We start from the raw sequence: 25,509 nt of genomic DNA on the forward strand, positions 1-25,509 counted from the left end.
GGATTCCTTTGCTTAGCAGCCGAGCCAGGCGTTGACCTGGGCGGCGATTTTGTCTGCGGGCAAGATGACGGTGGCGCCGTCACGCTTGATCAATTCGGCCGGCATGCCGAACACCACCGCCGACGCTTCCGATTCGGCGATGGTGCGTCCGCCACGGCGGCGGATCTCCGTGAAGGCGGCCGCGCCATCCGATCCCATGCCAGTGAGCATGACGCCGATCAGATTGGCGGGCTCGAGCTGTTCGAGGGCGCTGCGGCCGAGCAGCTCGGCCGAGGGATGCCACATGTGCTCAGTGTTTTCCGGCTTGGCGATCAGGGTCAGGCGGCTGGCGCGACGCACGAGCACCATGTCGGCGCCGCCCTTGCCGATGTAGACAGTGCCCGCTTCGAGCGGCATCGGGCGGTTCGCTTCGACCACCCTGAGGGGACACAGGCCGTCGAGGCGCTGGGCGAACGAGGCGGTGAAACTGGCTGGCATGTGCTGCGCCACCAGCACCGGCCATGGCAGGCGGGCCGGCAGCAAGGGCAGAATCTGTTCGAGCGTGCTCGGCCCGCCGGTCGATACCCCTACCACCACCACCCCTTCGCGCGCCACCATGGCCGGCTTGAGCGTCGCCGGTGCACGCGCGGTGCTCACCTGCGGCAGCGCCGACAGCGTCGCCACGCCGGCGCGCGGCGCGCGCAGCCTGGCGCGCGCGGCGGTGCGGACTTTTTCGATGATGGTGGCGCGCACGCTGTCAATCGACAGCGAAATGGTGCCGCCCGGTTTGGCGACGAAATCGACGGCGCCCAGGTTGAGCGCCTCGAAGGTGATCAGGGCGCCCTTTTCCGTCAGCGACGAAATCATCACCACCGCCACCTGGCGCTCGGCCATGATCATCGCCAGCGCAGTCAGGCCGTCGAGCTCGGGCATATTGATGTCGAGCGTGATGACGTCCGGCTCGAAGCGACGGTTTTCCGCCACCGCTTCGACCCCGTTGCGCGCCAGCCGCACCACAAAATCAGGCAAGTCTTCGAACAGTGACGCCAGCTGGCGTCGCATCAGCGCCGAATCGTCGACGATGAGCAGCTTGATCTTGGCACCGGCACGCATGCGCTCTCCTAGGCCGCCATGCTGGCCAGCGCGGCGCGGCCGCCGGCGTCGACCAGGTATTCGGGATCAATCAGCTGCAGCAAGCGTTGCGCCTGTTCCAGGTTGGCCATGCGCGAGAGCAGCGCCGGTGGCGCCGCCGACAGCCGCGGCGCTGCCACGATGGCGCTCTTTGGCAGCATCAAGACTTCAACGACCGAGTCGACGATAAAACCGGTGCGGGCGCCATCGACCAGAAATACCATGATGCGCTGGCGGTCGCTGCGATCGATCGCCGCCAGCCCCAGCCGGCGACGCAAATCCATCACCGGCAACACCGCGCCGCGCAGGTTGATCACGCCTTCGACTTCGGGCGGCGCCTTCGGCACCCGCGTCAAGGTGTCGGCCACGCGCACGATCTCTTGCACGCTATCGATGGGCGCGGCAAATTCTTCCTCGCCCAGCAGGAACACCACCACCTGTTCTTCATCGTCGGCGCCAGCCTCGCCGGCGCCGGCGGCCTGCGCGTCGTCGCCGCCTGTCATGGCGTCGGCGCCGGCCAGCGCCGCGCGCACCGCCTGGTGGCGAAACAGATTGTCGACCGAGAGGATGGCAACGAGCCGCTTGCCGCCATCGAGGCGGCAAATTTGCGTGATGTCGGACATGGCATCATCAGCGGCCAGCAGGGCTGGCATGGCATCGACCTCGGCGCGCGCCACCCGCAGCACGGCGTTGACGCTGTCCATGACAATGCCAACGGCGGCGCCGCCCAGGGTGACGACGACGATGCGGCTGTGCTCATCGACGGCGCGCTCGGGCAAGCCAAACATGCAGCGCAGCGAAATGAGCGGCAGCAGACGCTGGCGCAGGGTGATCACGCCGAGCACATGGGCGCCGGCATTGGGCACCTTGACGATTTGCGCCGGCACCTGGACGATTTCCTGGACGTCATCGATGGCGATTGCATATTCCTGGCCGGCCACCTCGAAATTGACCAGGTGCAGCTCGTCGTTGCTGTGCTCCAGTTCGGCCGCTGCCACCGGCGCGCCGGCGCCCGCGCCAGCGCTGCTGCTGACGACGCCCTTGACGGCGGCGCTGCCGGCAAACTGGGCGGCGATGATGCGCTCGACATCGAGCACCATCACCATCGGGTAGCCGCTGACATTCTTGAGCAGGCCGGCGACCAGTTCGGTGTCGACGGCGGCGCGGATGGCGCCGGTATCCTCGATCTGCGCCACATCGACGCCGACCACGCTGACCACGCGGTCGACGACGAAGCCGAGCGGCTGGCCGAGATCGATCACCACGGCGCGGGTGGCGTCGTCATGGGCCCGATCGGCGAAACCAAACAGGCGGCGCAGGCTGACGATGGGCAGCACGCGGCCGCGCAGATTGGCCAGGCCATCGAGGGTGGGCGGCGCCAGCGGCACCCGCACCACGGCTGGCGCGCGGATGATTTCCTGCACCGGCGCCATGTCGACAGCGAACACTTCGTCGCCGACGATGAAGGTGACGAACTGGCGCTGGGTCGCACCGCTGACGGCGGTGGCGGCGGTGGCGGCACTATCGTGGACGCTGGTGCTCATGGCGTGCTCCTTTGACTGATGCGCGGGTGGGCGGCGGCGTCCATCAGGCGCTTTGCAATTCGTCGGCCAGCGAAGCGATCTCCTCGACCGCTGCCGACAGTTGCTCGGCCGCCTGCGACTGCTGGGCGGCAACGGTGGCCGCTTCGCTGGCGGCCTTGTCGGCCTGCTGGGCGGCCGACGAAATCTGGTCGACGCCGGTCTTGACCTGGGTGATGGCGACGGCGATTTCGTTGGCCGCATTCATGATTTCACTGGTGCCCTGGTCGACCGCGGCGATATCGGACTCGATCGTCACCAGGCTGCTGGTGATGGTCTTGGCCTTTTCGGCCGCACCGGACGCGGTGGCCATGATTTCTTCGAGGTCGCGGCCGACGATGCCGATCTGGTCTTGCACGGCGCGCACCAGGTCCTTGATGCGGTCAGCGTTTTCGGCCGAGTCGTGCGCCAGGTTGCGGATGTCGGTGGCGACCACCACGAAGCCCTTGCCAAATTCACCAGCGCGGGCCGCTTCGATCGAACCGTTGACGGCCAGCATATTGGTCTGAATCGACACGGTGGTGATGGCGTCGACGATCTTGTCGATGCGGCGCGACACCAGTTCGAGTTCCTTGATCTGCTTGAGGCTGCCCCGTGACGACTGCACCGACGACGAAATGCCGTCAATCAAACCGTCGATGCTGGTCTTGTTGGTGTCAAGCAGGGTCTTGATCGCCACCACCTTGGCGCCACTCGAACGGCCCCGTTGCTGGGCGATTTCGACCCCTTTTTCGATTTCGGAGACGGCGGCGGCGACCTGCTCGGTGCCGGACGACTGCACCTGGGCGCCCTTCTGGATCTGGTCGAGGGCGGCGGTAATTTGCGCGCCCGAGCGGTTAATCTGCTGCACTGCCGACGACAGTTGCTCGGCCGCCAGCGCCACTTCTTCGGCACTCTTGGCGACATCGGTCGAGTTTTTCAAGTCTTCGGCCAGCTCGGCCAAGGTCTGCGCCGTCTGTTCGCATTCGCCCAGCGCATCGGTCTGCTGCTGGACCGTCTTGGCCGATTCCTCGGCAGCGGCCGACTGCTGCTCGGCGGCGGCGGCGATTTCTTGCGAGCCCTTCAGCGACTGGCGCGCCGCATTGCTCGATTGCAGGGCGCCAGTGGCGATGTCGCGGACGCCGCCGACGATCTCGATGGCATCGATGCGGATCTGTTCGAGCTGGCTGGTGATGCGCTTGCCATTGTCGACCTCGGTGAGCACCCGTTCGACCGACACGCCCATGCCTTCGGCAATCAGTTTGACTTCCTGCTGGATCTGGCCGACCAGGTCCTGGATCTGCTTGGCGCTTTTTTCGCTGGTTTCGGCCAGCGTGCGCACCTCGTCGGCGACGACGGCAAAACCCTTGCCGTGCTGGCCCGCCCGGGCCGCTTCGATTGCCGCGTTCAGCGCCAGCAAATTGGTCTGGTCGGCGATGCGCGCCACCGCCTTGACGATGTCGCCGATGTTGGCCGCCTGCTTTTCCAGTTCGGCCACCATGGTCACCGAGGCGCCCTGGCGTTCGGCAGCCACGCCCACATTGGCGATCAGCGCGGTAACTTCACCGTTGATCTGCGCCACCAGCGTCTGCACCGCCTCGGCCTTGAGCTGGCTGATGTCGGCATTTTGCAATTGCCGGGCAATTGCCATTTCCACCTGCTGCAGCGCCGCCAGCGCCTCTTGCGCGGCGCCGGCGGCCTGCTCGGCGCCACTGGCGATCTGGTCGGATGAACGGCGCAGCAATTGCGCCGCTGACGATGCCTCGTTGATGCCCGACGACAGTTCCCCGGTGGCGGCGGCAACCCGCTCGGCCGCCTGCTGCTGCTTGGCCAGCGTGCGCGCTTTTTTGCGCTGCACTTCGGCGTCACGGGTGGTGACGGCAGAGACCCTGGCGCCGTCGCTGGAACGGACTGGCGCAGTGGAGGAAAACTTTTTAACTAGCGCCATGGAGCGCTCCTTTCGGGTCAAGTCGGTACCGGCAGCCAGGATTGGCAAGGCGGTGATGCGCGTCGTGTTGTCGAGCCGGGGAAGACACTGCAACATCACCACGACCGAACTGATCGTACTTCTAATTTCTCAAATGCAACATCTATTTGTGAATTTTGTGGAATTTATTACGCCACAGTTCACATATTTGTGAGATAGTCGGGCGGCGCCGTTGCGAGCCCAAAAATGGCGCAGGGTGTGGTAAAACGCAACAGCGAGCGACAGCCAGCGACAGCCGGATGGGCTGCCTGGGTGACAAATCATTAAATTCGTTTAAAAATCATGACGAGAATGTCCACAGCAGTCAGTCCCGGCGGGTGCGCTGTCCCGCGCAGGGTGCGGGCGACAGCGCGCGCCGCGGTCGAGCTCCGGGCGGCCGGGTGAGGTCGTACCGGCTGATCGATCCGGTCTATCTGCTGCGCGAACTCAATGGCGACGTGGCCGCCTTTCGCAACTTGTCGAGAATGTATTTGCGGATCACCCCGGCGATGCTGGCCAGTGTGCAATGTGCCGTCAGCGCGGCGGCCGACGCCGGCGCGCTGGCCCGTGCCAGCCACGCCCTGCGCGGCGCCACCAGCTTGATGGGCGCCACCGCGCTGACCGCGCTGCTGCTCGAGTTCGAACAACACGCCAGACACAACAGCGCCTGGCCTGACACGGCGGCAATGGACCAGCTGGCATGGCTGTTCACGGCGGTGGCCATCGAAATCGGCGAAAGCATTCTCCATTTCCACGGAGAACGAACGCCCGAATGTTCAACCGACCTAAACCAACTTAAATCAACGTAAATCAACTTCACCAGCAACGGTCCAACACGCCGCGCGCAGTACAGCGCCGGGTAGCGCCGGCGCGGACGGCGGGATCGGCTTTGGACTTTAATGCGGACTTTGCTGCGCACGTTGCTGCGTACTCTACTGCGCACGTTGCTGCGTACTCTGCTGCGTACTCTGCTGCGTACTCTGCTGCGGACTTTGCTGCGGACTTTACCGCGGACTTTACCGCGTACTCGAGTGCAGACTTTACTGCGGACTCTACCGAGTACCGTAGTGCGGACTTTACTGCGACCTTATAAATCGAAGCCAATACATGCACCGCAAACGCCCCACGCTTCTTTGCGCTCAATGGGGCTGGCGCTGCCAGGATTGAAGCCGCAGCTCCACACTGCCTGGCAGAGTTCAACGACGCCAATGCACTTCATGTCATGTCGGTGCGGAAAAACGCACAGCCGGGGAAACGGGGACTTCGGCTACCCGGACTCGCCGCCGTCCGGTGGCGCACATTGGTGTTGGTCGCCCACAAGGAGCGGCCGCTGACGGCATCACCGGGCCGGTAGATGACGACATTACCGTCCGTTTGTGCCAGCAGCCAGGCGCCCGGGTGCTTGTCCGTGTGCGAGGACCACAAGACCCTGCCATTGCCGGTGGTCAGTACCAGGTTACCATCGCCCTGCATGATGGCGGCGCAAGCCGAACCCTTGTTGTTGGTGTTGGTGGCCCACACCGCCTGGCGGCCATGATAGACCACCAGATTGCAGTCATGTTGCATCACAAAGCGCGTCTCACCGGCCACCAGTTCCTGGTCCGAACTTCCCACCAGGATCTGACCCGGCCTGAGAAAGCCCCGCAGCGGCGCTTGCGCGCTGGCGGATGAAGCCCACAGGGTGGCCATCAAAGCACAGCATACACAAAAGTATTTCATGGGATCGCCACCTCGTCTGCGAACAGGACATGTAAGGAAACGGCAACGCGCTACGACATCAACTATGCGTCCATGGTAGCGGAGCGCAGCGCGGATTCCTGTGGCGTTTTTGCCAATGTGGCATTAACAGCACGGCATGTTTGATCTGGCGCATGGAAAGCGCTTGAGTGGAGCGCGGGGGGGGGCTGGCGCGCATGCCTGTCGCATGTGTGAACCGAACGACAGGCGCATCCGGCCGAACGCCAGTTCAGACCCGCCCGCCATAACTGGTCACCAGCAGGCATAGCGCCGCCACCACTGTCAGCCGCAAACGCATCGGCACATACCACGGTGGCAACGCCACCTGCCGGGCCAGACGCCAGTCCTGCACAAAGTGAAAAGCAAAGCCGCACGCCATCAGGGCGCTGCCGGCGATGGGATCGAGCAGCAGGGCCAGCCAGGCCAGCAAGGCGGGCATCACGCTCCACGCAAAACTGAGCAGGCGCAGGCGCTCGCTCATGGCCAGCGTGCTCATGGCAAAACCCCAGTGCAGGGCGCCGACAAAACTCAGGATCACTGCCCCATAGTTGAGCGACAACTGTTGCCAGACCCCGCTGCGCGCCGTGTCCAGCAGGCTCGCTGCCATCAGCGCCAGAAATGGCAGCAGGCCGCCATAGGCCAGCGCGCTGACCAGCCGCGGTGGCGCCTTACTCATGCTCGCCAGCGGCCATGCACATCCTGTCCATCGTCAAGCAACTGCGTTTCATACTGTCTCCCTGTGCCTGGCGCCCGCCGCCATAATCGGGGAGTCGCCCTCATTAAAAACCGATCTTAGCTATACTGAACCTGTTCTGTCCAATCCTGCAACGGTTCATTCACGGTTCATTCGTGCCGTGACTTTGCCCGCAGCGCACTGCGCGCTTTTAAAAGAGACTCTCTGATGTCCAACTTCCCCCCTCCCGCTCGCTGTACCACCGTGTTTTTCGATGGTTCCTGTCCTTTGTGCCGACGGGAAATCGGCCTCTACCGGCGCCTGGTGCCCACCACCCCGATCGCCTGGGTCGACGTCAGCACTGGCGACGCCGCGCCGGTGGCGGGACGCAGCTGCGGGGAACTGATGGCACGCTTCCATGTGCGCACGGCCGATGGCAGGATGCTCAGCGGCGCCGCCGCCTTCGTCGCACTGTGGCTGCTGTTTCCCGGCTGGCGCTGGCTGGGCAAGCTCGGTTCGCTGCCCGCCATGCCGTTTTTGCTCGAACGCCTGTACCGCGGCTTTTTGTATGTGCGTCCAGTAATTCAGTGGCTGTTCAAAAAATTCACCAACGATAAACAATAGCGGCCCCACGATCACGGCACCAACTGCACATCAGCCTCGCTTCGCTATTGAGCCCAGGCAAGCCGCCAATCACCACGGTGAGCGCGCCCGTCACCGCCCGTCACCCGCGGTCCGTCAGGTGGCGCCGCACACGGCGTCGGGGTGAGCAGCCCGACAGCAGCCGGTCGACATTTTCACTGGCATCGACAAGCGAGACAGTGACAGTGACAGTGACAGTGAGGATGGTTTTCGTTGAAGCTGGCCGTCGCCCGCCTGTCGCTGTTTCGCGGAAATACAACAGCAAGTGGCCGCGCATGGACAACGCACACACAGGCCTCGTAAATAACGTTTGGTTACAATCAGATGATCGCGCGCGGCTGCACAAGCGCGCCACCTCGCGATATAAAAAAATCAATAGAGTTAATCTAAATAGCAATAAATACAGCGTACTTTCTGATTAACTCAGTTGGTAAAAAATGCTAAAAAAATAGAGGTTGGTGAATCGCGCCCCAGTTTTGGAAATGGTCAACGTTGCCAAATAGTATAATTTTTATAACTGCACCGATCGGCCTGGCCTCCGCTGCCGCAATCACATCTGCTCCCTGGCGGCGACAACTTCTCTGCGATCATTAGCACGGCTACATTGCTATCCATGCAGCATTGCAAGTAAGGCAGCAATGCATAGAGTTGCGCGCAGCGCCCCACTCTATGCAATCCGCATCGCCCTAAAAATTTCTCTCCAATATTCTTAATTTCTTTTATTCGACACAGAATATAATCGCAGTGTCATTGATTGTGCACACGGATTCACGCCGTATTGAGTAACCAATAGTATCGATTATCTTTTTTAAATTTCCGAATAACTTGATGGCGCTTGGCGGTGATGCGATGGCCTCGACCAGTGGCAACCGGCCCTTGCTGCATCATTGTTTACAAAATGGCTTTTAAAGACATGAACCAGTGCTCCATAAAACTGACGACTCTTAAACTGCTGGCAGCGGCGTGCATGACGCTGAGCGTGTGCGCCTGCGGCGGTGGCAGCACGGTGACGCCAGCCATGGCACCGACCACGACGCCGACCACACCAGGCACCACACCAGGCAAAACCCCGAGCACGCCCCCGACTGTCCCAAGTTCGACGCCGACCACCACGGCGCCGGTCACCGTGCCCGTGACAGTGCCGGTCAGCAACGCGGCATGGCGCCCGGCCGTGAGCGATACCTGGCAGTGGGAATTGACCGGCACCATCAATACCTCCTACTCCGCCAGCGTCTACGACATCGATTTGTTCGACGCCAGCGCCAGCACCATCGCCGAACTGCAAAAAGCTGGCCGGAAAGTGATCTGTTATTTTTCCGCCGGCAGTTCGGAAAACTGGCGGCCCGATTTTTCTGCCCTGCAGGCCGCGGACATGGGCAATCTACTCGACGGCTGGGAAGGTGAGCGCTGGCTCGACACCCGCTCGGCCAGTGTGCGCGCGCTGATGCGCCAGCGGCTCGACATGGCCAGCAGCAAAGGCTGCGACGGCGTCGAACCGGACAACGTCGACGGCTACAACAACAGCAGCGGCTTCGCCCTGAGCGCGACCAGCCAGCTCGACTTCAACCGCTTCCTGGCCAGCCAGGCCCATGCACGCGGCTTATTGATTGCCCTGAAAAACGATGTCGGCCAGTTGACCGAGCTGGCGGGAGATTTTGATTTCGCCGTCAACGAGCAATGCCACCAGTACGACGAATGCGGCGGGTACGCCGTCTTTGTCAGTGCCGGCAAACCGGTCTTCAACGCCGAATATGCGGCCATCTACCGCAGCGCCGGCAGCGCGCGCGACGCCCTGTGCGCTGACGCCAAAAAGCTCGGCCTGCGCACGCTGGTGTTATCGGTCAAGCTCGATGACAGTTACCGCTACAGCTGCGACCAATAACACCAAGATCGCCTGGCAATACCAACAGCACCAGGCGTGCCGGCGCAGACAGTACGACTGCGCGACAAGCGGGAAACGCAGTCGTGGCGCCGGTTCAGGCGCTGTGGGGCGGGCCGTCGAGCAGCTCGACGGTGATGCGCATGTCATGCGCCTCGAGCGCCGGGCCGAACTGGTTGAAGATCGCCACCTGGGCGGCGTCGTGGCCGTAGCCGAGCGTCACCCGGCCGCCGCGCGGGGCATCCTGGGTGGCATCGAAGCTGTACCAGCGGCCACCCACGTAGGCTTCAAACCAGGCGTGCAAGTCCATCGGCGTCAAGCCATGCAGATAACCGACCACCATGCGCGCCGGGATGCACAGGCTGCGGCACAAGGCAATGCCCAGGTGCGCCAAGTCGCGGCACACCCCTTCGCGGCGTTGATTGACTTCGCTGGCCGCCATGTGACTGTACACCGATGCGGGATTGAGACGGACCTCGCGGCCTATCCACTGGCAGATCGCCGCGACCTGGTCGTAACCGGGCGTGGCGCCGGCGGCGACGCTCCTGGCCATGTCGATAAACCGCTCGGAATCGCAGTAGCGGCTGGGTAACAGGTAAGTGAGCACGGCGTCGGGCAGATTCTGAACGTCGACGAAAGCAGCGCCGGGGGCGACATCGATGCCGTCGGCGGTGAGCACATCGGCCGCCGTGTGGATGGAAAATTCGCCGGGCGGCGCCACAAAGCGCTGGCACAGATTGCCATAGGCATCGGTAAATTCCTGCACCGGCACGCTGGGCGTGAGCGTATAGGTCTCGCGTGCCACCCACTGGTGGGCGCCGCTGCGCGGACGCAGCATCAGGATGAAGGGGGTGGGTTCAAGAACGGTAAAGCCGAGCTTGCAACCAGTACGCAGCCACATGGGTGCTCGCTTTCAAGGTCGGGATGGGCGCAGCAGGACGGCGCGCGGAAGGCGATCTTAGCATGCGCGCACAGGGCAGCATGCGCCTGTTAGACTGCACAGGGTGAATACTGCCCGGCTGGCATTGACCAGCGGTCACCGGCCGCAGTGCGACTGCCTTTTTGCTTGCGCCGGCAGGCCGATTACCCTATCGTTCGGGGCCCACAAGAAAGCAGGCGCACGCCCATGCCGAATTCTCTCCTGGCCCACGTTCCACTAGCCGATGGCCTGCTCGCCCACTACAGGGCGGCGCCGGACAGCTACGACGAAATGCTGGCCGACGGCCAGCCGCGGGCGCACTGGCGCGCCCTGCTGGCCAATCTGGCGGCCGAAACGCCCGACGCCATGCGCCAGCGCTTCGAGATGGTGCAGCGCCAGGTGCGCGAAAACGGCGTCACCTACAACGTCGCCGCCGATTCCGATGCGCGCCAGCGGCCGTGGGACTTGAACGTGCTGCCGCTGATCCTGCCCCATGACGAGTGGCACGCCATCGAGCAGGCGGTGATCCAGCGCGCCGGCCTGCTCAATACAATTCTCGGCGACGTCTATGGCCGCCAGCAGATGCTCGCCGATGGCCTGCTGCCGCCGGCGCTCATCGATGGCCACAGCCGCTTCCTGCGCCCCTGCCACAATCTGCGCCACCACGACGGGATTGGCCTGCACTTCTACGCGGTCGACCTGGCGCGCGCGGCGGACGGCCGCTGGTGGGTGATGGCCGACCGCAGCCAGGCGCCGGCCGGCGCCGGCTATGCACTGGAAAACCGCGCCATCATCTCGCCCACCTTTCCCGACCTGCTGCGCGCGCTGCAGGTGCAGCCCATCAGCCCGTTCTTCCGCACCATGCACGACAGCCTGATGCACTGGGGTCGCCGCTGCGCCGCCGGTGGCGACGCCCCGGCGCCCCTGCGCATGGGTGCCATGCCGCTGGCGGTGCTGCTGACGGCCGGCCCGCGCAGCGAAAGTTATTACGAGCAAGCTTACCTGGCGCGCAGCCTGGGCTTGCCGCTGGTCGAAGGCGGCGATCTGACAGTGCGCGACGGCGTCGTCTATCTGAAAACCCTGGCCGGCCTGCAGCGCGTCCACGTCATCATGCGCCGCGTCGACGACGACGCCTGCGATCCCCTCGAACTGAGCAGCTCGAAACTGGGGGTGGCCGGCCTGGTCCAGGCCGCGCGTCGCGGTAATGTGCTCATTGCCAACAGCCTGGGCGCCGGTCTGCTCGAATCGGGTGCCCTGCTGGGCTTTTTGCCGGCGCTGGCGCAACGCCTGCTGGGCGAGCCACTGAAGATGCCGTCGGTGGCCACCTGGTGGTGCGGCGAGCCGGCCGCGCTCGAAACCGTCATCGCCAACCTCGACCGGCTGGTCATCAAGCCCGCCTATGCCTTGCCACAGCAGCAGCAGGCCGTGTTCGGCCAGGACTTGCAGGGAGAAGCACGCAGCAGCTTGATCGCCAGCCTGCGCGCCCAGCCGCACCAGTACATCGCCCAGGAATTGCTGCCACTGTCGCAGGCGCCGGTCTGGCGCGACGGCGCCGGTCTGCAGGCGCGCGCGGTCGGCTTGCGGGTGTTCGCCTGCGCCACGCCAAACGGTTACGTGGTCATGCCAGGTGGCCTGACCCGGGTGGCCACCGGACCTGATGCGCGCGTGCTGACCATGCAGCTCGGTGGCGCCAGCAAGGATACCTGGGTGCAATCGCGCGGCCGGGTGGCCCTGCAGCCGCCGCCCACGCCGCGCATGCGCAGCGACGACCTGGTGCGCCAGGACACCAATTTGTCGAGCCGGGTGGCGGAAAACCTGCTGTGGTTCGGACGCCATGCCGAACGCTGCGACAATCTGGCACGCCTGCTGCGGGTCGCCCTGACGTTTCTGTTCAATGCCCGTTTTGACGATAGCGGCGCCGAATGGCCGGCCGTCAAGGCGCTGTGCGTCCGCTACCATGTGATTGCTGCACCCGCCGCCGAATCCAACGCCGTCATCGAGGCGGCGCTGCTGCTGGCGGTGGTGTCGCCGGCGGTGCCGGGGCTGGCGCGCCAGCAGCAGCAGTTGCACCGGGTCGCGGGCCAGCTGCACGAACGCTTCTCGGTGGACAACTGGCGCGCTCTGAACCGCATGGTGCGCTCGCCTTCCCACACCGGCGAGGCGCCCACGCAGTCGGAAGTGATGACCATCCTCGACGACGCCGCCGCCAGCCTGATGATGCTGTCCGGCTTTGCCCTCGATGGCATGACGCGCGACCTCGGCTGGCGTTTCATGTCGATAGGCCGCCGCCTTGAGCGCCTGCAATTTCAGAGCGTTGCGCTGCAGCTGGCACTGGCCATGGATGGCGACCTCGACTGGCTGCTCGAACTGTCCGACAGCATCATCACCTACCGCGCGCGCTACCGCACCCAGCCAGAGTGGCTGCCGGTGCTGGACCTGCTGCTGCGCGACGAGAGCAACCCCCGCTCGATCCTGTTCCAGATCGATGGCATCCTCGGCGCGCTCGGCAGAATCGCGCTGGTCCACGGCGCCTGCGGCGAAGCACTGCTCACGCCGCTGCGCGCACAACTGCTGGCGCTCGACCCCGCGCTCGACTTCAATTGCGCCAATGCCAGCGTATTGGCCCTGCTCAAGCGAATCGAACTGGCCAGCAGCGCCCTGTCGGAACAGATCAGCGTGCAATTTTTCAGTTACAGCGGCGGGGCCGGCCAGCAGCGGCGCCACCTGCCATGAGCGCGCCGTCGATCGCATCCATCGATGCCGCCGTATGCGCCCGCTACAGTGTGGTGCATGACACCCGCTACCGCTATCAAAGCAAGGTGACGCTGTCGCAGCAGCACCTGCACATGCGGCCGCGCTCGTTTGCTTTCCAGGACACCTGCTCGCACGCGCTGTGGCTCGACCCCGCCACCGACGAAGGCAGCGATGGCGTCGATTACTTTGGCAACCACACCCGCCACGTCGCCTTGACGGTACCGCACGATCATTTGCTGGTGCATGCCGAGTCGACCGTGGCGCTGCGCGCACGGCGCAACCTGGCGCAGATCGGCGGCTCGATGGCGTGGGACAGCGTGCGCGACCTGCTCGCCGTTGATCGCAGCGCCGCCTGCCTGGAAGCCTGCCGCTATTTGTATCCGTCGCCGCATGTGCGGCCGTTCGCCGCGCTCGAAGCGTATGCGCGGCGCAGTTTTGCGCCGGGCCGCCCGCAGCTGCAAGCGGCGCTCGAACTGACCCAGCGCATTTTCGACGACTTCGAATTCGACAGCCGCGCCACCGACATTTCAACGCCCCTGGAACAGGTGCTGCAGGGCCGGCGCGGGGTCTGCCAGGATTTTGCCCAGCTGATGATCGGCTGCCTGCGCTCGCTGGGCTTGCCCGCACGCTACCTGAGCGGCTATATCTTGACGCACCCGCGCGCCGGCCAGCCGCGCCTGATCGGCGCCGACGCCTCGCACGCCTGGGTGTCGGTGTTTTGTCCGCTGCTGGGCTGGGTCGACTTCGACCCCACCAACCGCGCCCTGGTCCAGCACGAACACATCACGCTGGGCTGGGGGCGCGACTTCAGCGACGTCACCCCGATGCGCGGCATCGTCCTCGGCGGCGGCCAGCAAACCCTTGACGTGCAGGTGACGGTGACGCCGCTGCCGCTGACGCAGCTCAGCTAGACTAATTCATTGAATAAACAGGCCAACAAGCGAAGGGGGCACTGGCGCCGCAGGTGCCTGAGCCAATTATTCACATAGAAACATTCTGGCAATCGAGCTTCAGCAATAAACTAGCCACGCGCAAACCGCACTTCCACCACCAGCCCGACAGCGCCCTCGCCGTCCCCCAGCGTCACGCTGGCGCCATGCACGTCAGCAATCCGCCGCACAATCGACAAGCCCAGTCCGCTGCCCGGACGGTTGGCATCGGCCAGCCGGAAAAACCGTTCAAACACTCGCTCGCGCAGCTCTGGCGCAATGCCAGGACCGCAATCGCTCACGCGCAGCCAGGCGCTGCCGCCGTCGTCACCGCAGGCCAGCGTCACCCTGCCGCCGTCCGGCGTGTAGCGCAAGGCATTGTCGAGCAGGTTGCGCACCAAAATGAGCAGCAGCTCGCCATCGATGGCGCACGGCGCCGGCGACAGCGCGCTCACCAAGGCATGCCGGCTGTGGCGTGCGCTGGCGTGCCAGCTTGCCAGCTGGGGGCTGAGCAAGGTCGCCAGATCGCCGCCCGCCAGCGGCACGCTGTGTTGCTGCGGATCGAGCTTGGCCAGCGTCATCAACTGGTCGACCAGCCGGCTGGCACGCTCGACGCTCACCCCCAGGCTGGCGATGCATTCAGCGCGCTCAGCATCATTTCGAGCACGCCCGATCACCTGCACATTGGTCTTGATGGCCGCCAGCGGGGTGCGCAACTCGTGCGCGGCGTCGGCCGTAAAGCGCTGCTCGTGCTCCATCGTGTGGCGCACGCGGCCAAACAGGCGGTTGATCGCCAGCAGCAGTGGCAGCAGCTCGTCGGGCGCGCCGTCGAGGCTGACGTCGGCCAGGTCGTTGGGGGTGCGCCGCGCCACTTCGTCGGCCGAGGCTTGCATCACCCGGAACACCTGGTTGACGCTCCACCAGATGGCGATGGCGGCAACGCTGACGGCCAGCAGGGCGTAGCCGAAAAATTTCCAGGCAAACCTGGTACTGATTTCCTTGCGGTGGGTGACCGGCTCGGCCAGCTGGATTTGCAGCCGGTGGCTGCTATTCCAGCTGGCGTACACGCGCCACTGCCGGCCCTCGCGCACCACCCAGGAAAAGCCGCTCACGCCGGGCGCGACGAAGGCCGATGCGGGCGCACCCGTGTGGCGGTACAGCAGGCGCTGGTCGCCACTCCAGATCTGAAACAGCAAATATTGCTGGTGGTCGCGGTTTTCCTGGGTCGCCATCACCAGTTGCGAACCGGCCGCGTGTTCCATCACTTCATGGTCAGCCAGCGACAGCAGCAAATGGGCCGTCTCGCTGAGCGATTGATCGAACAGTGCCTGGCTTTCGGTTTCCGCATCGAGGTAGACGATCAGCGCGCTGCTGCCCCACAGCAGCAGCGTCAAGCCCATCAACAGCGCCAGCAGGGTGCGCCGCAACGACCAGCGCCGGCCAGCGCTGATGAACAGCGGCGGTCTCATACGGCCCCCGGTTGACCGGTCCGGTCGATGCTATAGCCGACCGCGTGAATGGTGCGGATCAGCGATTTGCCCAACTTGCGGCGCAAATGGTGGATGTGCACCTGCACCGCATTGCTATCGATTTCTTCGCCCCAGCTATACACGCTTTCTTCCAGCCGCTGGCGGCTGATCACCTGGCCGCAATGTTCGACCAGCATCAGCAAAATGCTAAATTCCTTGCTGGTCAAGGCCACCGGGCGGCCGTGCTGCTGCACCTGGCGGGCGGCCACATCGATGGTGATGTCGCCATGCTGGAGCACGCTGCGCACGCGCCCATGGGCGCGCCGGCAGGCGCTGCGGATGCGCGCGGCCAGCTCGTCGATATCGAAGGGCTTGATCAAAAAATCGTCGGCGCCGCCATCGAGGCCGGCAATGCGGGCGGCAATCTGGTCGCGCGCCGTCACGATCAGTACGGCGCCGTCGTAGCCGCCGCGGCGCAAAGCGCTCAAGGCGGCCATGCCATCCTGCTGCGGCAGGCCGAGGTCGAGCAGCACGCAGGCGTAATGGTGCAGGCGCACCGCCGTGTGCGCACTTTCGGCCGATTGCACCCAGTCGACCGCATAGCCGGCCTGCTCCAGGCCGATCTGGGTGGCGCGGCCCAGTTGCGGGTCATCCTCGGTCAACAAGATACGCATGCGGTGTCCTCGGTACGGGTGAGCTGGCAATTCATGGCTGGCAATTCATGGTCGCCCATGATAGGCGCAGCTTGTTAAGAACTTCTTAATATCTTCGCAGCACCATGCGAGCCATCCTCCATCCAACAGAAATGACCCCATGCCGATCCACCGATCCAGGACAGCAACGCCGACGCGGCTGCGGTGTACTTTTGCCATCGCCCTCCTGCTGCCGGGCCAGGTCGCCCTGGCCCAGCCTGCCGCGTCGCTGGTGCGGATCAGCGACGCCGACATCGTCCGCGCCGGCATCAGCGTCACAGCCGCTGTGGCCAGCCTCGATGGTGAAGCCGCCAGCGGCGGGCCGCGCTATGCCGGCACCGTGGTGACGCCGCCGGCCTCGCTGGTGATGCTCAGCAGCGAACTCGGCGGGGTGGTGCAAACGCTGCACGTGGCCAGTCTGCAAGCGGTGCGCGCCGGTGCGCCGGTGGTGACCCTGTTCAGCCAGCCCTGGCTGATGCTGCAGGGCGCGTACGTGCAAGCGGCCACCCAGGCCAAGCTGGCGGCCGACAAGCTGGCCCGCGACGACGCCCTGTTTAATGACGGCATCATCGCGCGCGCCCGCCTCGACGACAGCCGCGCCGCCCTGCGGCTGGCATCGGTGGCCGCCGCCACCGAGCGCCAGGCCTTGCGCCGGGCCGGCCTGAGTGCAGCGCAGATCGGCGCCCTGGCCCGTGGTGGCAATCTGTCACCGCTGCTGGTGGTCAGGGCTGCAGTAGCCGGCAACATCCTCGAGCTGCCGGTGCAAGCCGGTCAGCTCCTTGAAGCGGGCGCCGCCATCGCCAAGATCGCCCGCCCCGCGCCGCTGTGGGTCGAACTGCAGGTTGCGCGCCAGCAGCCAATGTTACGCATCGGCGACCGCCTGCAGATTGCCAACTGCAGCGTGGTGCGGGTGATCGCCGTCTCGCCGCTGGTCAACAGCAGCAATCAAACGCTGCAAGTGCGCGCCCAGCAAGTCGATCAACACCCCTGTCTGAAGGTGAATGCCTACGTCGAGGCGCAGCTGGCCGCCGGCGCCGCCAACAAGGGCGGCGTGGCGGTGCCAGCGGCAGCGCTGGTACGGCGCGGTAAGGACGAGATTGTGTTCGTGCGCACGGCCGGCGGCTTTCGCGCCGTTGCCGTGCACAGCGAGGATGCCGGCGCCGCCATGCAATGGGTGCGCGGGGCGATTGCTGCCGGCGATCAGGTCGCCGTGCGCGGTACCGTCGCCCTCAAGGGGGCGTTGTCGGGTCTCGGCAACGAGGCCACCCCAGCCCCGGCGCCCGCAGGAGCCAACTAATGCTGGCACGACTGATCGCGCTGTCGCTGTCGCAGCGCCTGCTGGTACTGGTGCTGACACTGTTGCTGACGGCGGCGGGCATCGACGCCTTTCGGCAATTGCCGATCGACGCCTTTCCCGACGTCTCCAGCACCCAGGTCAAGCTGATCTTGAAGGCGCCCGGCATGACGCCGGAAGAAGTCGAGGCCCGCATCGTCGCCCCCATCGAACAGGAATTACTGGGCATTCCCCGCCAGGCGGTGTTGCGCTCGCAATCGAAGTATGCGATTGCCGACATCACCCTCGATTTCGTCGATGGCACCGATGTGTTCTGGGCCCGCCAGCAGGTCAGCGAGCGGCTGGCGGGCGTGATGAAAGAGTTACCGGCGTCGGTCTCCGGCGGCCTCGCGCCCGTCACCACACCGCTCGGCGAAATTTATATGTTCACCATCGAGGGTCCCCTCTCGCTGATGGACAAGCGCACCCTGCTCGAGTGGACCATCCGCCCGCAGCTGCGCAATATCGCTGGTGTGGCTGACGTCAATTCGCTGGGCGGCCAGGTGCGCAGCTATGAAGTGGTGCCCGATCTGGCGGCGCTGGCCGCGCGCGGCCTGTCGCTGGCGCAGTTGCAGGCCGCGCTGGAAGCGAATAACCGCAGCGATGGCGCCGGGCGGCTGGGCAGTGGCGAAGAATCACTGCTCATCCGCAGCGATGGCAGCATCAGCGATGCCGACGATGTGCGGGCAATCGCCGTCGGCACCGTGGCGGGCGTCGCCAGCACCGTCGGCCAGGTGGCCGAGGTGCGCTTTGGCGCGCTCACCCGCTATGGCGCCGTCACCCAGGATGGCAAAGGCGAAGCGGTCGAAGCGCTGGTGCTGGCGATGCGCGGCGCCAATGCCCAGCAGGTGCTGGGCCAGGTGCGCGAACGGCTGCGCGAAATCGCTAAAACCTTACCAAGCGGCACTACCATCAGCCCCTTCTATGACCGCGGCAACCTGGTCGAGCGCGCCGTCGCCACCGTCACCCGTGCACTGGGCGAAGCGACCGTGCTGGTGATCGTGCTGCTGCTGGTGTTTCTCGGTAATCTGCGCTCGGCCCTGGTGGTCGCCTGCATCCTGCCGCTGGCGGCGCTGGGGACATTTTTGCTGATGAACATCTTTGGGCTGTCCGCCAACCTGATGTCGCTCGGTGGCCTGGCCATTGCGATTGGCATGCTGGTCGATGCCGCCGTGGTGGTCGTCGAAAACATCGAAGCGCACGGCGCCGGGCGCCAGCCTGGCGTGTCGCGCCTGCACCTGATCTACCGGGCGGTGCTCGAGGTGGCAGTGCCGGTGAGCGCCGGCGTGCTGGTGATCATGATCGTGTTCCTGCCCCTGCTGACGCTGCAGGGGCTCGAAGGCAAGCTGTTCGCGCCGGTGGCGCTGACCATCATCTTTGCGCTGGCCGCGTCGCTGCTGCTCTCGCTCACCGTGATCCCGGTGCTCGCTTCCCTGCTGCTCAAGGACAGCCATGGCCCGGCGCCGCTTCTGGTGCAGCGCATGGAAGGGCTGTATGCGCGGCTGCTGGCGCGCGCGCTGAAGCGGCCGCGCCTGGTGGGCGCGCTGGCCGCCGCCGCCCTGCTGCTGGCGCTGGGCGTGTTCTTCGCGGTCGGCAAATCGTTCATGCCCACCCTCGACGAGGGCGACATCATCATGCAGATCGAAAAGCTGCCCTCGGTTAGCCTGCAGGAATCGGCGCGCCTCGATCTGGCCATCGAGCGCAGCATCATGGGCGCCGTGCCCGATGTCGAACGGATCGTCGCCCGCCTCGGGTCCGATGAGCTGGGGCTCGATCCGATGGGCCTCAATGAAACCGATGCCTTCCTGGTGCTCAAGGCGCCACAACAGCGCCACTACCGCGACAAGGAAGCGCTGCTGGGCGCCCTGCACAAAGCCAGCGCTGGCTTTCCAGGCGTGAACATCAGCTTTACGCAACCGATTGAAATGCGCACCGCCGAGATGCTCTCTGGCGTGCGCGGCGATCTGGCCATCAAGATCTACGGTCCCGACCAGCAGCAACTGGCAGCCCTGGCGACGCAGATCGCCGGCGTGCTGCAGGCAATCGCCGGCAGCGAAGACGTCATGACGGTCAAAAACGCCGGCGTGCAATATCTGCAGGTCGAGGTCGACCGGGTCGCCGCCGGCCGCCTGGGCCTGAGCATCGAGCAGGTGCAAAACGATTTGCGCATTCTGATCGAGGGGCGCGTGGCGGGGGTGGTGATCGAGGGCGGCAAGCGGCTGCCCCTGCTCATTCGCGGCACTGAAGCACTGCGCCTGTCGGCCCCGCTGTTCGCACAGTTGCAGCTGCCGCTGGCCGATGGCCGCACCATTGCCCTGGGCCAGATCGCCCGCCTGCGCAGCACCGATGGCCCGGTCAAGGTCGAGCGCGAAAATGGCACCCGCATGGTGGTGGTGCGCGCCAATGTGCGCGGGCGCGACCTGGTCGGCTTTGTCGATGAAGCCAAGGCTGCGGTGGCCCGTCAGACCACGCTGGCGCCCGGCTACCGCCTGTCGTGGGGTGGCCAGTTCGAAAACCAGCAGCGCGCCTCGAAGCGGCTGGCGCTGGTGGTGCCGGTGGCGCTGGCGGCGATCTTCCTGCTGCTGTTTGCCACCCTGGGCAGCATGCGCCAGGCGCTGCTGGTGCTGGTGAATATTCCCTTTGCCCTGATCGGCGGCGTGCTGGCGCTGGCGCTCACTGGCGAGTATCTGTCGGTACCGGCCTCGGTGGGTTTTATCGCGCTGATGGGGATCGCCGTCCTCAACGCCCTGGTGATGATCACCTGCTTTAACCAGCTGGTGGCGCGCGGCCTGCCGCTCGATCAAGTGGTGCTGCAGGGTGCACTGCGGCGCCTGCGCCCCGTCATGATGACAGCGGCGATCACCGGCCTGGGGCTGGTGCCGCTGCTGCTGGCGAGCGGACCGGGTGCCGAAATTCAAAAACCGCTGGCCATCGTCGTCATTGGCGGCCTGCTCAGCGCCACCTCGCTGACCCTGATCCTGCTGCCGATCCTGTTCCGCCGCTTTGGCGTTGCCCCCGCGCCTGCTGCCGCACGTCCCCCACCACCCGGAATCTCCCATGACTGAGCTGCCCCACTACAACGCCCTGCTGACCCTGGCCATCCCCACCGCACTCGAAGACGAGGTCCTCGACTTTTTGCAAAGCAACAGCGGCTGGGCCAGCGGCTTTAGCATCCTCAACGCGCAAGGCATGGGACAGGGTGCGCCCCTGCACTCCAGCATGGAGCGGGTACAGGGGCGCAGCAGCCGCCGACTGGTCATGGTTGCCGGTGTCGAAGCCGACTTGCGCGAACTGTTGCAGGCGCTGGCGCGCGCAGTGCGCAGCGCCGATGTGGCTTACTGGATCAGCCCCCTCGCCGGCTGTGGGAGACTGGCATGAAGCCGCGCCGGATCAGCGCTGCGCGCGCCGGTGTACCGGCCTGCACTCTCGCCTGGCTGTTGACGACCGCGCTGGCGCCCGCCAGCGCCGCCGCAGCCGAACAGCCGACCACGGGCAGCGCCCTGAGCGTGCTGCCGCCCGAAGCGAGCGTGCGGCGCGTGCTGGAGAATCTGCCGCAGTTCAGAATCGGCACGGCGATGATGGCATTGGCGAGCGCCGAACAGGCCAAATTGCAGGCCGGACCGTATGAGTGGACGCTGCGCAGCAGCCTCAATGCGCGCAGCGTGGCTGGCGGCGAGCGCTACGCCGAGCAGGATCTGGCGCTCGAACGGACACTGCGCTGGTTTGGTAAAGCCGAGCAGGACCGCGCGCTCGGCGACCAGGGCCGTGCAGTGGCGCGCGCGCGCCACGAAGACCTGTGGCACGAAGCCGGCCGCACCCTGATGAAAGACTGGTTCGATGCATTGCGCGATCTGGTGGCGCTCGAACGCTTGCGCGAGCAGATCACCGTGGCGCGGCAGCTGCGCTCTATCGCCGAGCGCCGCGTGCACGCCGGCGACGGCGCCGCCCTCGAACAGCAGCAGGCGGCCACCGAAGTGCTGCGCACCGAGACCCTGTTACTGCAGGCGCAGCAGCGCCAAGAACAGTCACTGGGCCTGCTGACGCAAAGCTATCCCGGCTTGCCGGCACCGCTGGCAAGCGACGGCCCGCTGGTTCTGCCCTTGCCGCAAGCCGACCTGCAGGGCGCCGAGTACTGGTACGCCAAAATCCTCAGCGATAATCATGAACTCGAGCTGGCGCAGGGCGAAGCCGACCTGCTGGCATTGCGCGCCAAACGGCTGGCGGCGGACCGCATGCCCGATCCCACCATCGCCTTGCGCGCCGCGCGCGAGCGGGCCGGCGAAGAACGGCTGATCGGCGTGACCGTGTCGATCCCGATCCCGGGTGCCGGCCGCAGCGCCGACGCCAGCGCGGCAGCAATCCGCGCGCGCGCCGCCGGCGAACAGTTGCTGCAGGCACGCACGCGGGTGCAATCGATGGCACGGCGCGCCGTCCTCGATTGCACCCGCAGCTATCAAATCTGGCACAGCCTGGCGCAGATCGACAGCCAGAGCGCACAACAGGCGCAACTGCTGCTGCGCGCCTATCAGGCCGGTGAAGGCACGCTGGCCGAGGCGCTGGCAGCGCGCCGCCGCGCGCTCGACGCCGCCATGCAAACGGAAAGCGCGCAGATCGATGCGCTGGCCGCGTTTGCCCGCGTGCGCCTCGATGCGCATGCGATCTGGTCGATCGACTGATAATAGCGTGCTCAGCTGATGCAGCCGTCCAGCAGCAACACTTCGCGCAGCGCAGCGCCCTCGCGCACCACAAACAACGCATCGATGGCGTAGCGGCGCGCCAGCGCCAGGCCGTTCTCTTCACCGGCAACTAACAGCGCCGTCGCCCAGGCATCGGCCAGCATGCACGCTGACGCCAGCACGCTGACGGCGGCCAGCGTATTGGCCAGCGGCTGTTGCAAGGCAGGGGCGATGGTGTGGGCGTACTGCCGGCCGCCGATGGTCACCGTGTGGCGATAGTCGCCCGAGGTGGCAATGGCGACGTCGCGCAAGGCCATCACACCGGCGACGCTGCGCACGCCCGCACGCGCTCGCTCGAGCGCCATTACCCAGGCGGCGCCATCGGGTTTGCCGCCGCCGCCGCGCATCTCGCCATCGATGCCAACGAGGTAGTTGTGCAAGCCGGGCCGCTCGAGGCAGGTCGCCAGCTGGTCGACGCCATAGCCCTTGGCGATCCCTGACAGGTCAATCGCAATCGGCGCGCGCTTGCGCAAGCGCGCGCCGGCCTGGTCGAAGTCGAGCCGCTCGGCGGCCGGCAGGTAGGGTGCGTCGAACGGCGCCGGCACACTGCGCAGATTGCGGGCGCCGGCGCCAAAGCCGCAGGCGTCGACCTGCGCACCGACGCCAATATCGAATGCGCCAGCCGATTGCACGCCGACCTGCAAGGCGGCCGCAAGCACTGCCGCCAGCTGGGCCGGGATGGCGATCCAGGCGTGCAGCGGGGCGTCATTGACCCGGCTCAGATCGGAAGCGCGATCCCAGCGCGACATCTGGCGGTCCACCTGCTCCACCGCGCACAACAAATCGGTGTTCAATGCCGCCACGTCCATTGCCGCTGGCGCGTAAAACACGGCGCGGTAGCGCGTGCCCATGGTGGCGCCATGGAGGCGGCGCCGCACCAGCGGCGCGGCCTCAGAACACATCTTCACGGTAGCGTCCCGCCGCGCGCAGCGCCTGCACGCTCTGGCCTGCCGGCGCCAGCAGCGCATCGAGCGCTTCGCGGACGCTGCCGGCCATGGCGCCGCTGCCGCACACCAGCACCTGGCCACCGTCGCCGATCAGCGCGCGCAGCTGCGCGCCATCGTCGAGCAACCGGCTTTGCACATGGCGGCCCTCGGCCACGCGCGAAAAGGCGGTGTGCAGCGCGGTCAGGCGGCGGTCGGCCAGATAGGTCTTCAACTCCGGCTCGTAGAGGAAATCAGAGGCGGGATCGCGCCCGCCCCAGTACAGATACATGGGATGCTTGCCCGTGTTGTTGCGAATGAATCCGGCCAGCGGCCCGATGCCGGTACCGGCGCCGATCAGGATCACCGGCGCGCGCCCCGACTGTGGCCGGAATTGCGGATTGGGCCGGATGAAGGCATCGATGACGTCGCCCGGCTTGAGTTGATGCAGGTAGGTCGAACACAGGCCGCCGGGCTGCTTGCGCACGCAAATTTCGACCATGCCGCTGTCGGCGCCGCTGGCCAGCGAATACAGGCGCGGCACCGGGCTGCCGGGCGCCATCACGCCGAGCAGATCGCCCGCTTCGAACGCTGCCAGCCCTGAGCTGCCAAACAGCCGTGCCAGCGCGCCGGGCGTTGCTGCGCTGCGAAAACGCAGCACCACCGTCGGTTCCTTTTGTTGCACGCCATAGTCGACCCGCTCGGCCAGCAGCAGCGCGAACGTCGGCGGATGCAGCGGCGTGTGGTGCAGCTGCAGGTCGAGCACCAGCAGCTTGGCGACGCCCTCCCCCCAGCGCAAAAATGCCTGGGTCGACTGGCGGTCGATGGTGCTCAGTTCCAGCGCACGCTGCCAGCCTTGGGCCGCCATGGCGCTGTCGACAACGCGGGCGAACTGGCAAAAGCGGGTGAACTGGCGGTCACCGAAACCGAGCACGGCAAAGGTGGTAGAGGCTGGCGCCGCGGTCTTTTTGAGGCGCGCCAGAAAATGGCTGGCGGAGGCTGGCGCATCGCCATCGCCGTAGGTGGCGGTCAGCACAAACAGCTGGCGCGCGGTCCGATAGCGGGCGGCCATGTCGTTCATGGCGGCCGTGTGCACGCTCTGCCCGGCCTGCTGCAAGCCGTCATGCAAGGCCCGTGCAAAGCCCCAGGTGCTGTTGTTTTCGCTGCCGACCAGGATCACCACGGTGGCCGCGCTGGCGCTGCTGTTGTGCTCGATGCGGGGACGCGCGGCGCGGCGCTGCCACCGGACAACGGCGCCGGTGCCGGCCAGCCAAGCGCCACCGAGCGCGCACACGCCGAGCAGCAACCCCAGCCACCACCAGCTTTTGCCGGTATGTAACTGCTTGACCAGTTCATCGGCCTGGCCCAGCCGGCTGTGCGCGCGGTAAGACAGCGCCGCGCCGCTGACCTGGTCGACATAGGCATCGGCGTGCGTCGTGCGCAAGGTATAGACGGCGCTGCGCTCGCCTGGCAGGGGGAACACCAGTTGGCGCAAGTCGGCCAGATCGACTGCAGCGAGCGCCGCCAGGCTGGCCACCGGCGCCGGCAGGCCCGCTGCAGTGGTGGCGGGAAAATCGGGCTCGGCCTGGGCCCCGTCGGCAATCACCCCAAAGTTGACGGCCGACATGTAGGTGCCGGTCAGCGCCGACAGCAACAGCCCGAGCACGGCCAGCCGGCCGACCTGGGCATGCCAGCGCTGGCTGCGGCTGCCGTGCAAGGGGCGCAGCAACTGGCGCCAGCCGCCGACGCGCTTGATCAACAGCAAGCTGCCGGTGATACACAACAGCAGCAGCGCCACTGCGCTGATGCCGGCAGCGGCCCGCCCTGGCGTACCGAGCAGCATCGAGCGGTGCAGCTGGCGCACCCAGCGCGAAAAGGGCGAGCGCACGTACGGCGCGATGGTGGCGCCGGTGTCGGCATCGACGCGGTCGGCGCCGGGCCCGGTGGCGGCGCGGTAATACACGATCAGCGTGCCGGCCGCACTGCGGTCGATCTGCTGGGCGGTGGGGTAGTGGCGCAGCACGCGGGCGGTCATGTCGGCCACGCTCACGCCCGCCGGCACGCTGGCGGCGAAACGCTCGAGGGCTGGATCGATCGACAGGCAGGCGCCGCTGATCCCCAGCAGCATGACGAACAGGGCGCCCAACAGGCCGGCCACAGAATGGAACTGACGCAACATGGCTCTGCC

The 25,509-nt window shown here is 65.9% G+C and carries 20 protein-coding genes; 9 read left to right on the plus strand and 11 right to left on the minus strand.

Going from position 1 to position 25,509, the window contains the following annotated elements; translation table 11 throughout:
- Window positions 1–12 precede the first annotated feature (12 nt).
- From cheB to ACP7BZ_RS10810, 3 genes are read right to left on the minus strand one after another with little or no spacing between them, the layout of a single operon-like run.
- Complete coding sequence (gene cheB, locus ACP7BZ_RS10800) at window positions 13–1,092, minus strand: chemotaxis-specific protein-glutamate methyltransferase CheB (RefSeq protein WP_426112900.1); 1,080 nt, start codon at window positions 1,090–1,092, stop codon at window positions 13–15.
- 8 nt (window positions 1,093–1,100) lie between these two features.
- Window positions 1,101–2,654: a chemotaxis protein CheW gene (locus ACP7BZ_RS10805; protein ID WP_426112902.1), complete on the minus strand. Its 1,554-nt coding sequence runs from the start codon at window positions 2,652–2,654 to the stop codon at window positions 1,101–1,103.
- Between the two features lie 43 nt (window positions 2,655–2,697).
- Window positions 2,698–4,617: a methyl-accepting chemotaxis protein gene (locus tag ACP7BZ_RS10810; protein WP_426112904.1), complete on the minus strand. Its 1,920-nt coding sequence runs from the start codon at window positions 4,615–4,617 to the stop codon at window positions 2,698–2,700.
- 155 nt (window positions 4,618–4,772) lie between these two features.
- Between ACP7BZ_RS10810 and ACP7BZ_RS10815 the strand changes: the two genes are divergently transcribed.
- On the plus strand, window positions 4,773–5,444 hold the full coding sequence (locus tag ACP7BZ_RS10815; protein WP_426112906.1) for an Hpt domain-containing protein: 672 nt from the start codon (window positions 4,773–4,775) through the stop codon (window positions 5,442–5,444).
- 406 nt (window positions 5,445–5,850) lie between these two features.
- On the opposite strand, the gene ACP7BZ_RS10820 is transcribed toward ACP7BZ_RS10815, so the two are convergent.
- The gene (locus ACP7BZ_RS10820; protein ID WP_426112908.1) at window positions 5,851–6,354 is read right to left on the minus strand and encodes a hypothetical protein; all 504 of its coding nucleotides are present in this window, start codon (window positions 6,352–6,354) and stop codon (window positions 5,851–5,853) included.
- 247 nt (window positions 6,355–6,601) lie between these two features.
- Complete coding sequence (locus tag ACP7BZ_RS10825) at window positions 6,602–7,048, minus strand: DUF3429 domain-containing protein (protein WP_426112910.1); 447 nt, start codon at window positions 7,046–7,048, stop codon at window positions 6,602–6,604.
- Window positions 7,049–7,273: 225 nt separating this feature from the next.
- Between ACP7BZ_RS10825 and ACP7BZ_RS10830 the strand changes: the two genes are divergently transcribed.
- Window positions 7,274–7,669, plus strand: coding sequence for a thiol-disulfide oxidoreductase DCC family protein (locus ACP7BZ_RS10830; protein WP_426112912.1), 396 nt, complete (start codon window positions 7,274–7,276; stop codon window positions 7,667–7,669).
- 909 nt (window positions 7,670–8,578) lie between these two features.
- Here the strand turns inward: ACP7BZ_RS10830 and ACP7BZ_RS10835 are convergent.
- Window positions 8,579–8,896 carry a hypothetical protein gene (locus ACP7BZ_RS10835; RefSeq protein ID WP_426112914.1) on the minus strand — a complete coding sequence of 106 codons (318 nt, stop codon included), beginning with the start codon at window positions 8,894–8,896 and terminating at the stop codon, window positions 8,579–8,581.
- Between ACP7BZ_RS10835 and ACP7BZ_RS10840 the strand changes: the two genes are divergently transcribed.
- Window positions 8,859–9,569 (plus strand): endo alpha-1,4 polygalactosaminidase, encoded by a 711-nt coding sequence (locus tag ACP7BZ_RS10840; protein WP_426112916.1) that lies wholly within the window; start codon window positions 8,859–8,861, stop codon window positions 9,567–9,569. The two genes, ACP7BZ_RS10835 and ACP7BZ_RS10840, sit on opposite strands and share 38 nt — an antisense overlap.
- A gap of 94 nt (window positions 9,570–9,663) precedes the next feature.
- Here ACP7BZ_RS10840 and ACP7BZ_RS10845 read toward each other — a convergent pair whose 3' ends face one another.
- Window positions 9,664–10,467, minus strand: coding sequence for a transglutaminase domain-containing protein (locus tag ACP7BZ_RS10845; RefSeq protein WP_426112918.1), 804 nt, complete (start codon window positions 10,465–10,467; stop codon window positions 9,664–9,666).
- Window positions 10,468–10,692: 225 nt separating this feature from the next.
- Between ACP7BZ_RS10845 and ACP7BZ_RS10850 the strand changes: the two genes are divergently transcribed.
- On the plus strand, window positions 10,693–13,218 hold the full coding sequence (locus ACP7BZ_RS10850) for a circularly permuted type 2 ATP-grasp protein (RefSeq protein WP_426112920.1): 2,526 nt from the start codon (window positions 10,693–10,695) through the stop codon (window positions 13,216–13,218).
- Entirely contained in the window at window positions 13,215–14,150 is a 936-nt protein-coding gene (locus ACP7BZ_RS10855; RefSeq protein WP_426112922.1) for a transglutaminase family protein, read from the plus strand. Before ACP7BZ_RS10850 ends, ACP7BZ_RS10855 begins: the two co-directional genes overlap by 4 nt.
- Before the next feature lie 110 nt (window positions 14,151–14,260).
- On the opposite strand, the gene ACP7BZ_RS10860 is transcribed toward ACP7BZ_RS10855, so the two are convergent.
- Together ACP7BZ_RS10860 and ACP7BZ_RS10865 are read right to left on the minus strand one after the other, a co-directional pair.
- Window positions 14,261–15,637: an ATP-binding protein gene (locus ACP7BZ_RS10860; protein ID WP_426112924.1), complete on the minus strand. Its 1,377-nt coding sequence runs from the start codon at window positions 15,635–15,637 to the stop codon at window positions 14,261–14,263.
- Entirely contained in the window at window positions 15,634–16,311 is a 678-nt protein-coding gene (locus tag ACP7BZ_RS10865) for a response regulator (RefSeq protein ID WP_426112926.1), read from the minus strand. Before ACP7BZ_RS10865 ends, ACP7BZ_RS10860 begins: the two co-directional genes overlap by 4 nt.
- Window positions 16,312–16,450: 139 nt before the next feature.
- Between ACP7BZ_RS10865 and ACP7BZ_RS10870 the strand changes: the two genes are divergently transcribed.
- From ACP7BZ_RS10870 to ACP7BZ_RS10885, 4 genes are read left to right on the plus strand one after another with little or no spacing between them, the layout of a single operon-like run.
- The gene (locus ACP7BZ_RS10870) at window positions 16,451–17,626 is read left to right on the plus strand and encodes an efflux RND transporter periplasmic adaptor subunit (RefSeq protein ID WP_426112928.1); all 1,176 of its coding nucleotides are present in this window, start codon (window positions 16,451–16,453) and stop codon (window positions 17,624–17,626) included.
- Window positions 17,626–20,727, plus strand: a complete 3,102-nt coding sequence (locus ACP7BZ_RS10875) for an efflux RND transporter permease subunit (RefSeq protein WP_426112930.1) — start codon at window positions 17,626–17,628, stop codon at window positions 20,725–20,727. The genes ACP7BZ_RS10870 and ACP7BZ_RS10875 overlap by 1 nt, the downstream gene beginning before the upstream one ends.
- On the plus strand, window positions 20,720–21,040 hold the full coding sequence (locus ACP7BZ_RS10880) for a DUF3240 family protein (protein ID WP_426112932.1): 321 nt from the start codon (window positions 20,720–20,722) through the stop codon (window positions 21,038–21,040). The genes ACP7BZ_RS10875 and ACP7BZ_RS10880 overlap by 8 nt, the downstream gene beginning before the upstream one ends.
- On the plus strand, window positions 21,037–22,338 hold the full coding sequence (locus ACP7BZ_RS10885; RefSeq protein WP_426112934.1) for a TolC family protein: 1,302 nt from the start codon (window positions 21,037–21,039) through the stop codon (window positions 22,336–22,338). The genes ACP7BZ_RS10880 and ACP7BZ_RS10885 overlap by 4 nt, the downstream gene beginning before the upstream one ends.
- A gap of 11 nt (window positions 22,339–22,349) precedes the next feature.
- Here ACP7BZ_RS10885 and ACP7BZ_RS10890 read toward each other — a convergent pair whose 3' ends face one another.
- Both ACP7BZ_RS10890 and ACP7BZ_RS10895 read right to left on the minus strand, forming a co-directional pair.
- The gene (locus ACP7BZ_RS10890) at window positions 22,350–23,300 is read right to left on the minus strand and encodes an FAD:protein FMN transferase (RefSeq protein ID WP_426113104.1); all 951 of its coding nucleotides are present in this window, start codon (window positions 23,298–23,300) and stop codon (window positions 22,350–22,352) included.
- The gene (locus tag ACP7BZ_RS10895) at window positions 23,290–25,500 is read right to left on the minus strand and encodes a PepSY domain-containing protein (RefSeq protein WP_426112936.1); all 2,211 of its coding nucleotides are present in this window, start codon (window positions 25,498–25,500) and stop codon (window positions 23,290–23,292) included. Before ACP7BZ_RS10895 ends, ACP7BZ_RS10890 begins: the two co-directional genes overlap by 11 nt.
- Between the last annotated feature and the right edge of the window lie 9 nt (window positions 25,501–25,509).

It is taken from the genome of Massilia sp. PWRC2 (assembly GCF_049896725.1).
Lineage (GTDB): Bacteria > Pseudomonadota > Gammaproteobacteria > Burkholderiales > Burkholderiaceae_D > JAFCUW01.

Excerpts from the sequence above, each read along its gene's own strand:
- ACP7BZ_RS10895 (WP_426112936.1), bottom strand. The coding sequence starts at position 25,500 with ATGTTGCGTCAGTTCCATTCTGTGGCCGGCCTGTTGGGCGCCCTGTTC.
- ACP7BZ_RS10845 (WP_426112918.1), bottom strand. The coding sequence starts at position 10,467 with ATGTGGCTGCGTACTGGTTGCAAGCTCGGCTTTACCGTTCTTGAACCC.
- ACP7BZ_RS10870 (WP_426112928.1), top strand. The coding sequence starts at position 16,451 with ATGCCGATCCACCGATCCAGGACAGCAACGCCGACGCGGCTGCGGTGT.
- ACP7BZ_RS10880 (WP_426112932.1), top strand. The coding sequence starts at position 20,720 with ATGACTGAGCTGCCCCACTACAACGCCCTGCTGACCCTGGCCATCCCC.
- ACP7BZ_RS10850 (WP_426112920.1), top strand. The coding sequence starts at position 10,693 with ATGCCGAATTCTCTCCTGGCCCACGTTCCACTAGCCGATGGCCTGCTC.
- cheB (WP_426112900.1), bottom strand. The coding sequence starts at position 1,092 with ATGCGTGCCGGTGCCAAGATCAAGCTGCTCATCGTCGACGATTCGGCG.
- ACP7BZ_RS10860 (WP_426112924.1), bottom strand. The coding sequence starts at position 15,637 with ATGAGACCGCCGCTGTTCATCAGCGCTGGCCGGCGCTGGTCGTTGCGG.
- ACP7BZ_RS10805 (WP_426112902.1), bottom strand. The coding sequence starts at position 2,654 with ATGAGCACCAGCGTCCACGATAGTGCCGCCACCGCCGCCACCGCCGTC.
- ACP7BZ_RS10885 (WP_426112934.1), top strand. The coding sequence starts at position 21,037 with ATGAAGCCGCGCCGGATCAGCGCTGCGCGCGCCGGTGTACCGGCCTGC.
- ACP7BZ_RS10875 (WP_426112930.1), top strand. The coding sequence starts at position 17,626 with ATGCTGGCACGACTGATCGCGCTGTCGCTGTCGCAGCGCCTGCTGGTA.
- ACP7BZ_RS10810 (WP_426112904.1), bottom strand. The coding sequence starts at position 4,617 with ATGGCGCTAGTTAAAAAGTTTTCCTCCACTGCGCCAGTCCGTTCCAGC.
- ACP7BZ_RS10820 (WP_426112908.1), bottom strand. The coding sequence starts at position 6,354 with ATGAAATACTTTTGTGTATGCTGTGCTTTGATGGCCACCCTGTGGGCT.
- ACP7BZ_RS10835 (WP_426112914.1), bottom strand. The coding sequence starts at position 8,896 with ATGGTGCCGGTCAATTCCCACTGCCAGGTATCGCTCACGGCCGGGCGC.
- ACP7BZ_RS10825 (WP_426112910.1), bottom strand. The coding sequence starts at position 7,048 with ATGAGTAAGGCGCCACCGCGGCTGGTCAGCGCGCTGGCCTATGGCGGC.
- ACP7BZ_RS10855 (WP_426112922.1), top strand. The coding sequence starts at position 13,215 with ATGAGCGCGCCGTCGATCGCATCCATCGATGCCGCCGTATGCGCCCGC.
- ACP7BZ_RS10865 (WP_426112926.1), bottom strand. The coding sequence starts at position 16,311 with ATGCGTATCTTGTTGACCGAGGATGACCCGCAACTGGGCCGCGCCACC.
- ACP7BZ_RS10830 (WP_426112912.1), top strand. The coding sequence starts at position 7,274 with ATGTCCAACTTCCCCCCTCCCGCTCGCTGTACCACCGTGTTTTTCGAT.
- ACP7BZ_RS10890 (WP_426113104.1), bottom strand. The coding sequence starts at position 23,300 with ATGTGTTCTGAGGCCGCGCCGCTGGTGCGGCGCCGCCTCCATGGCGCC.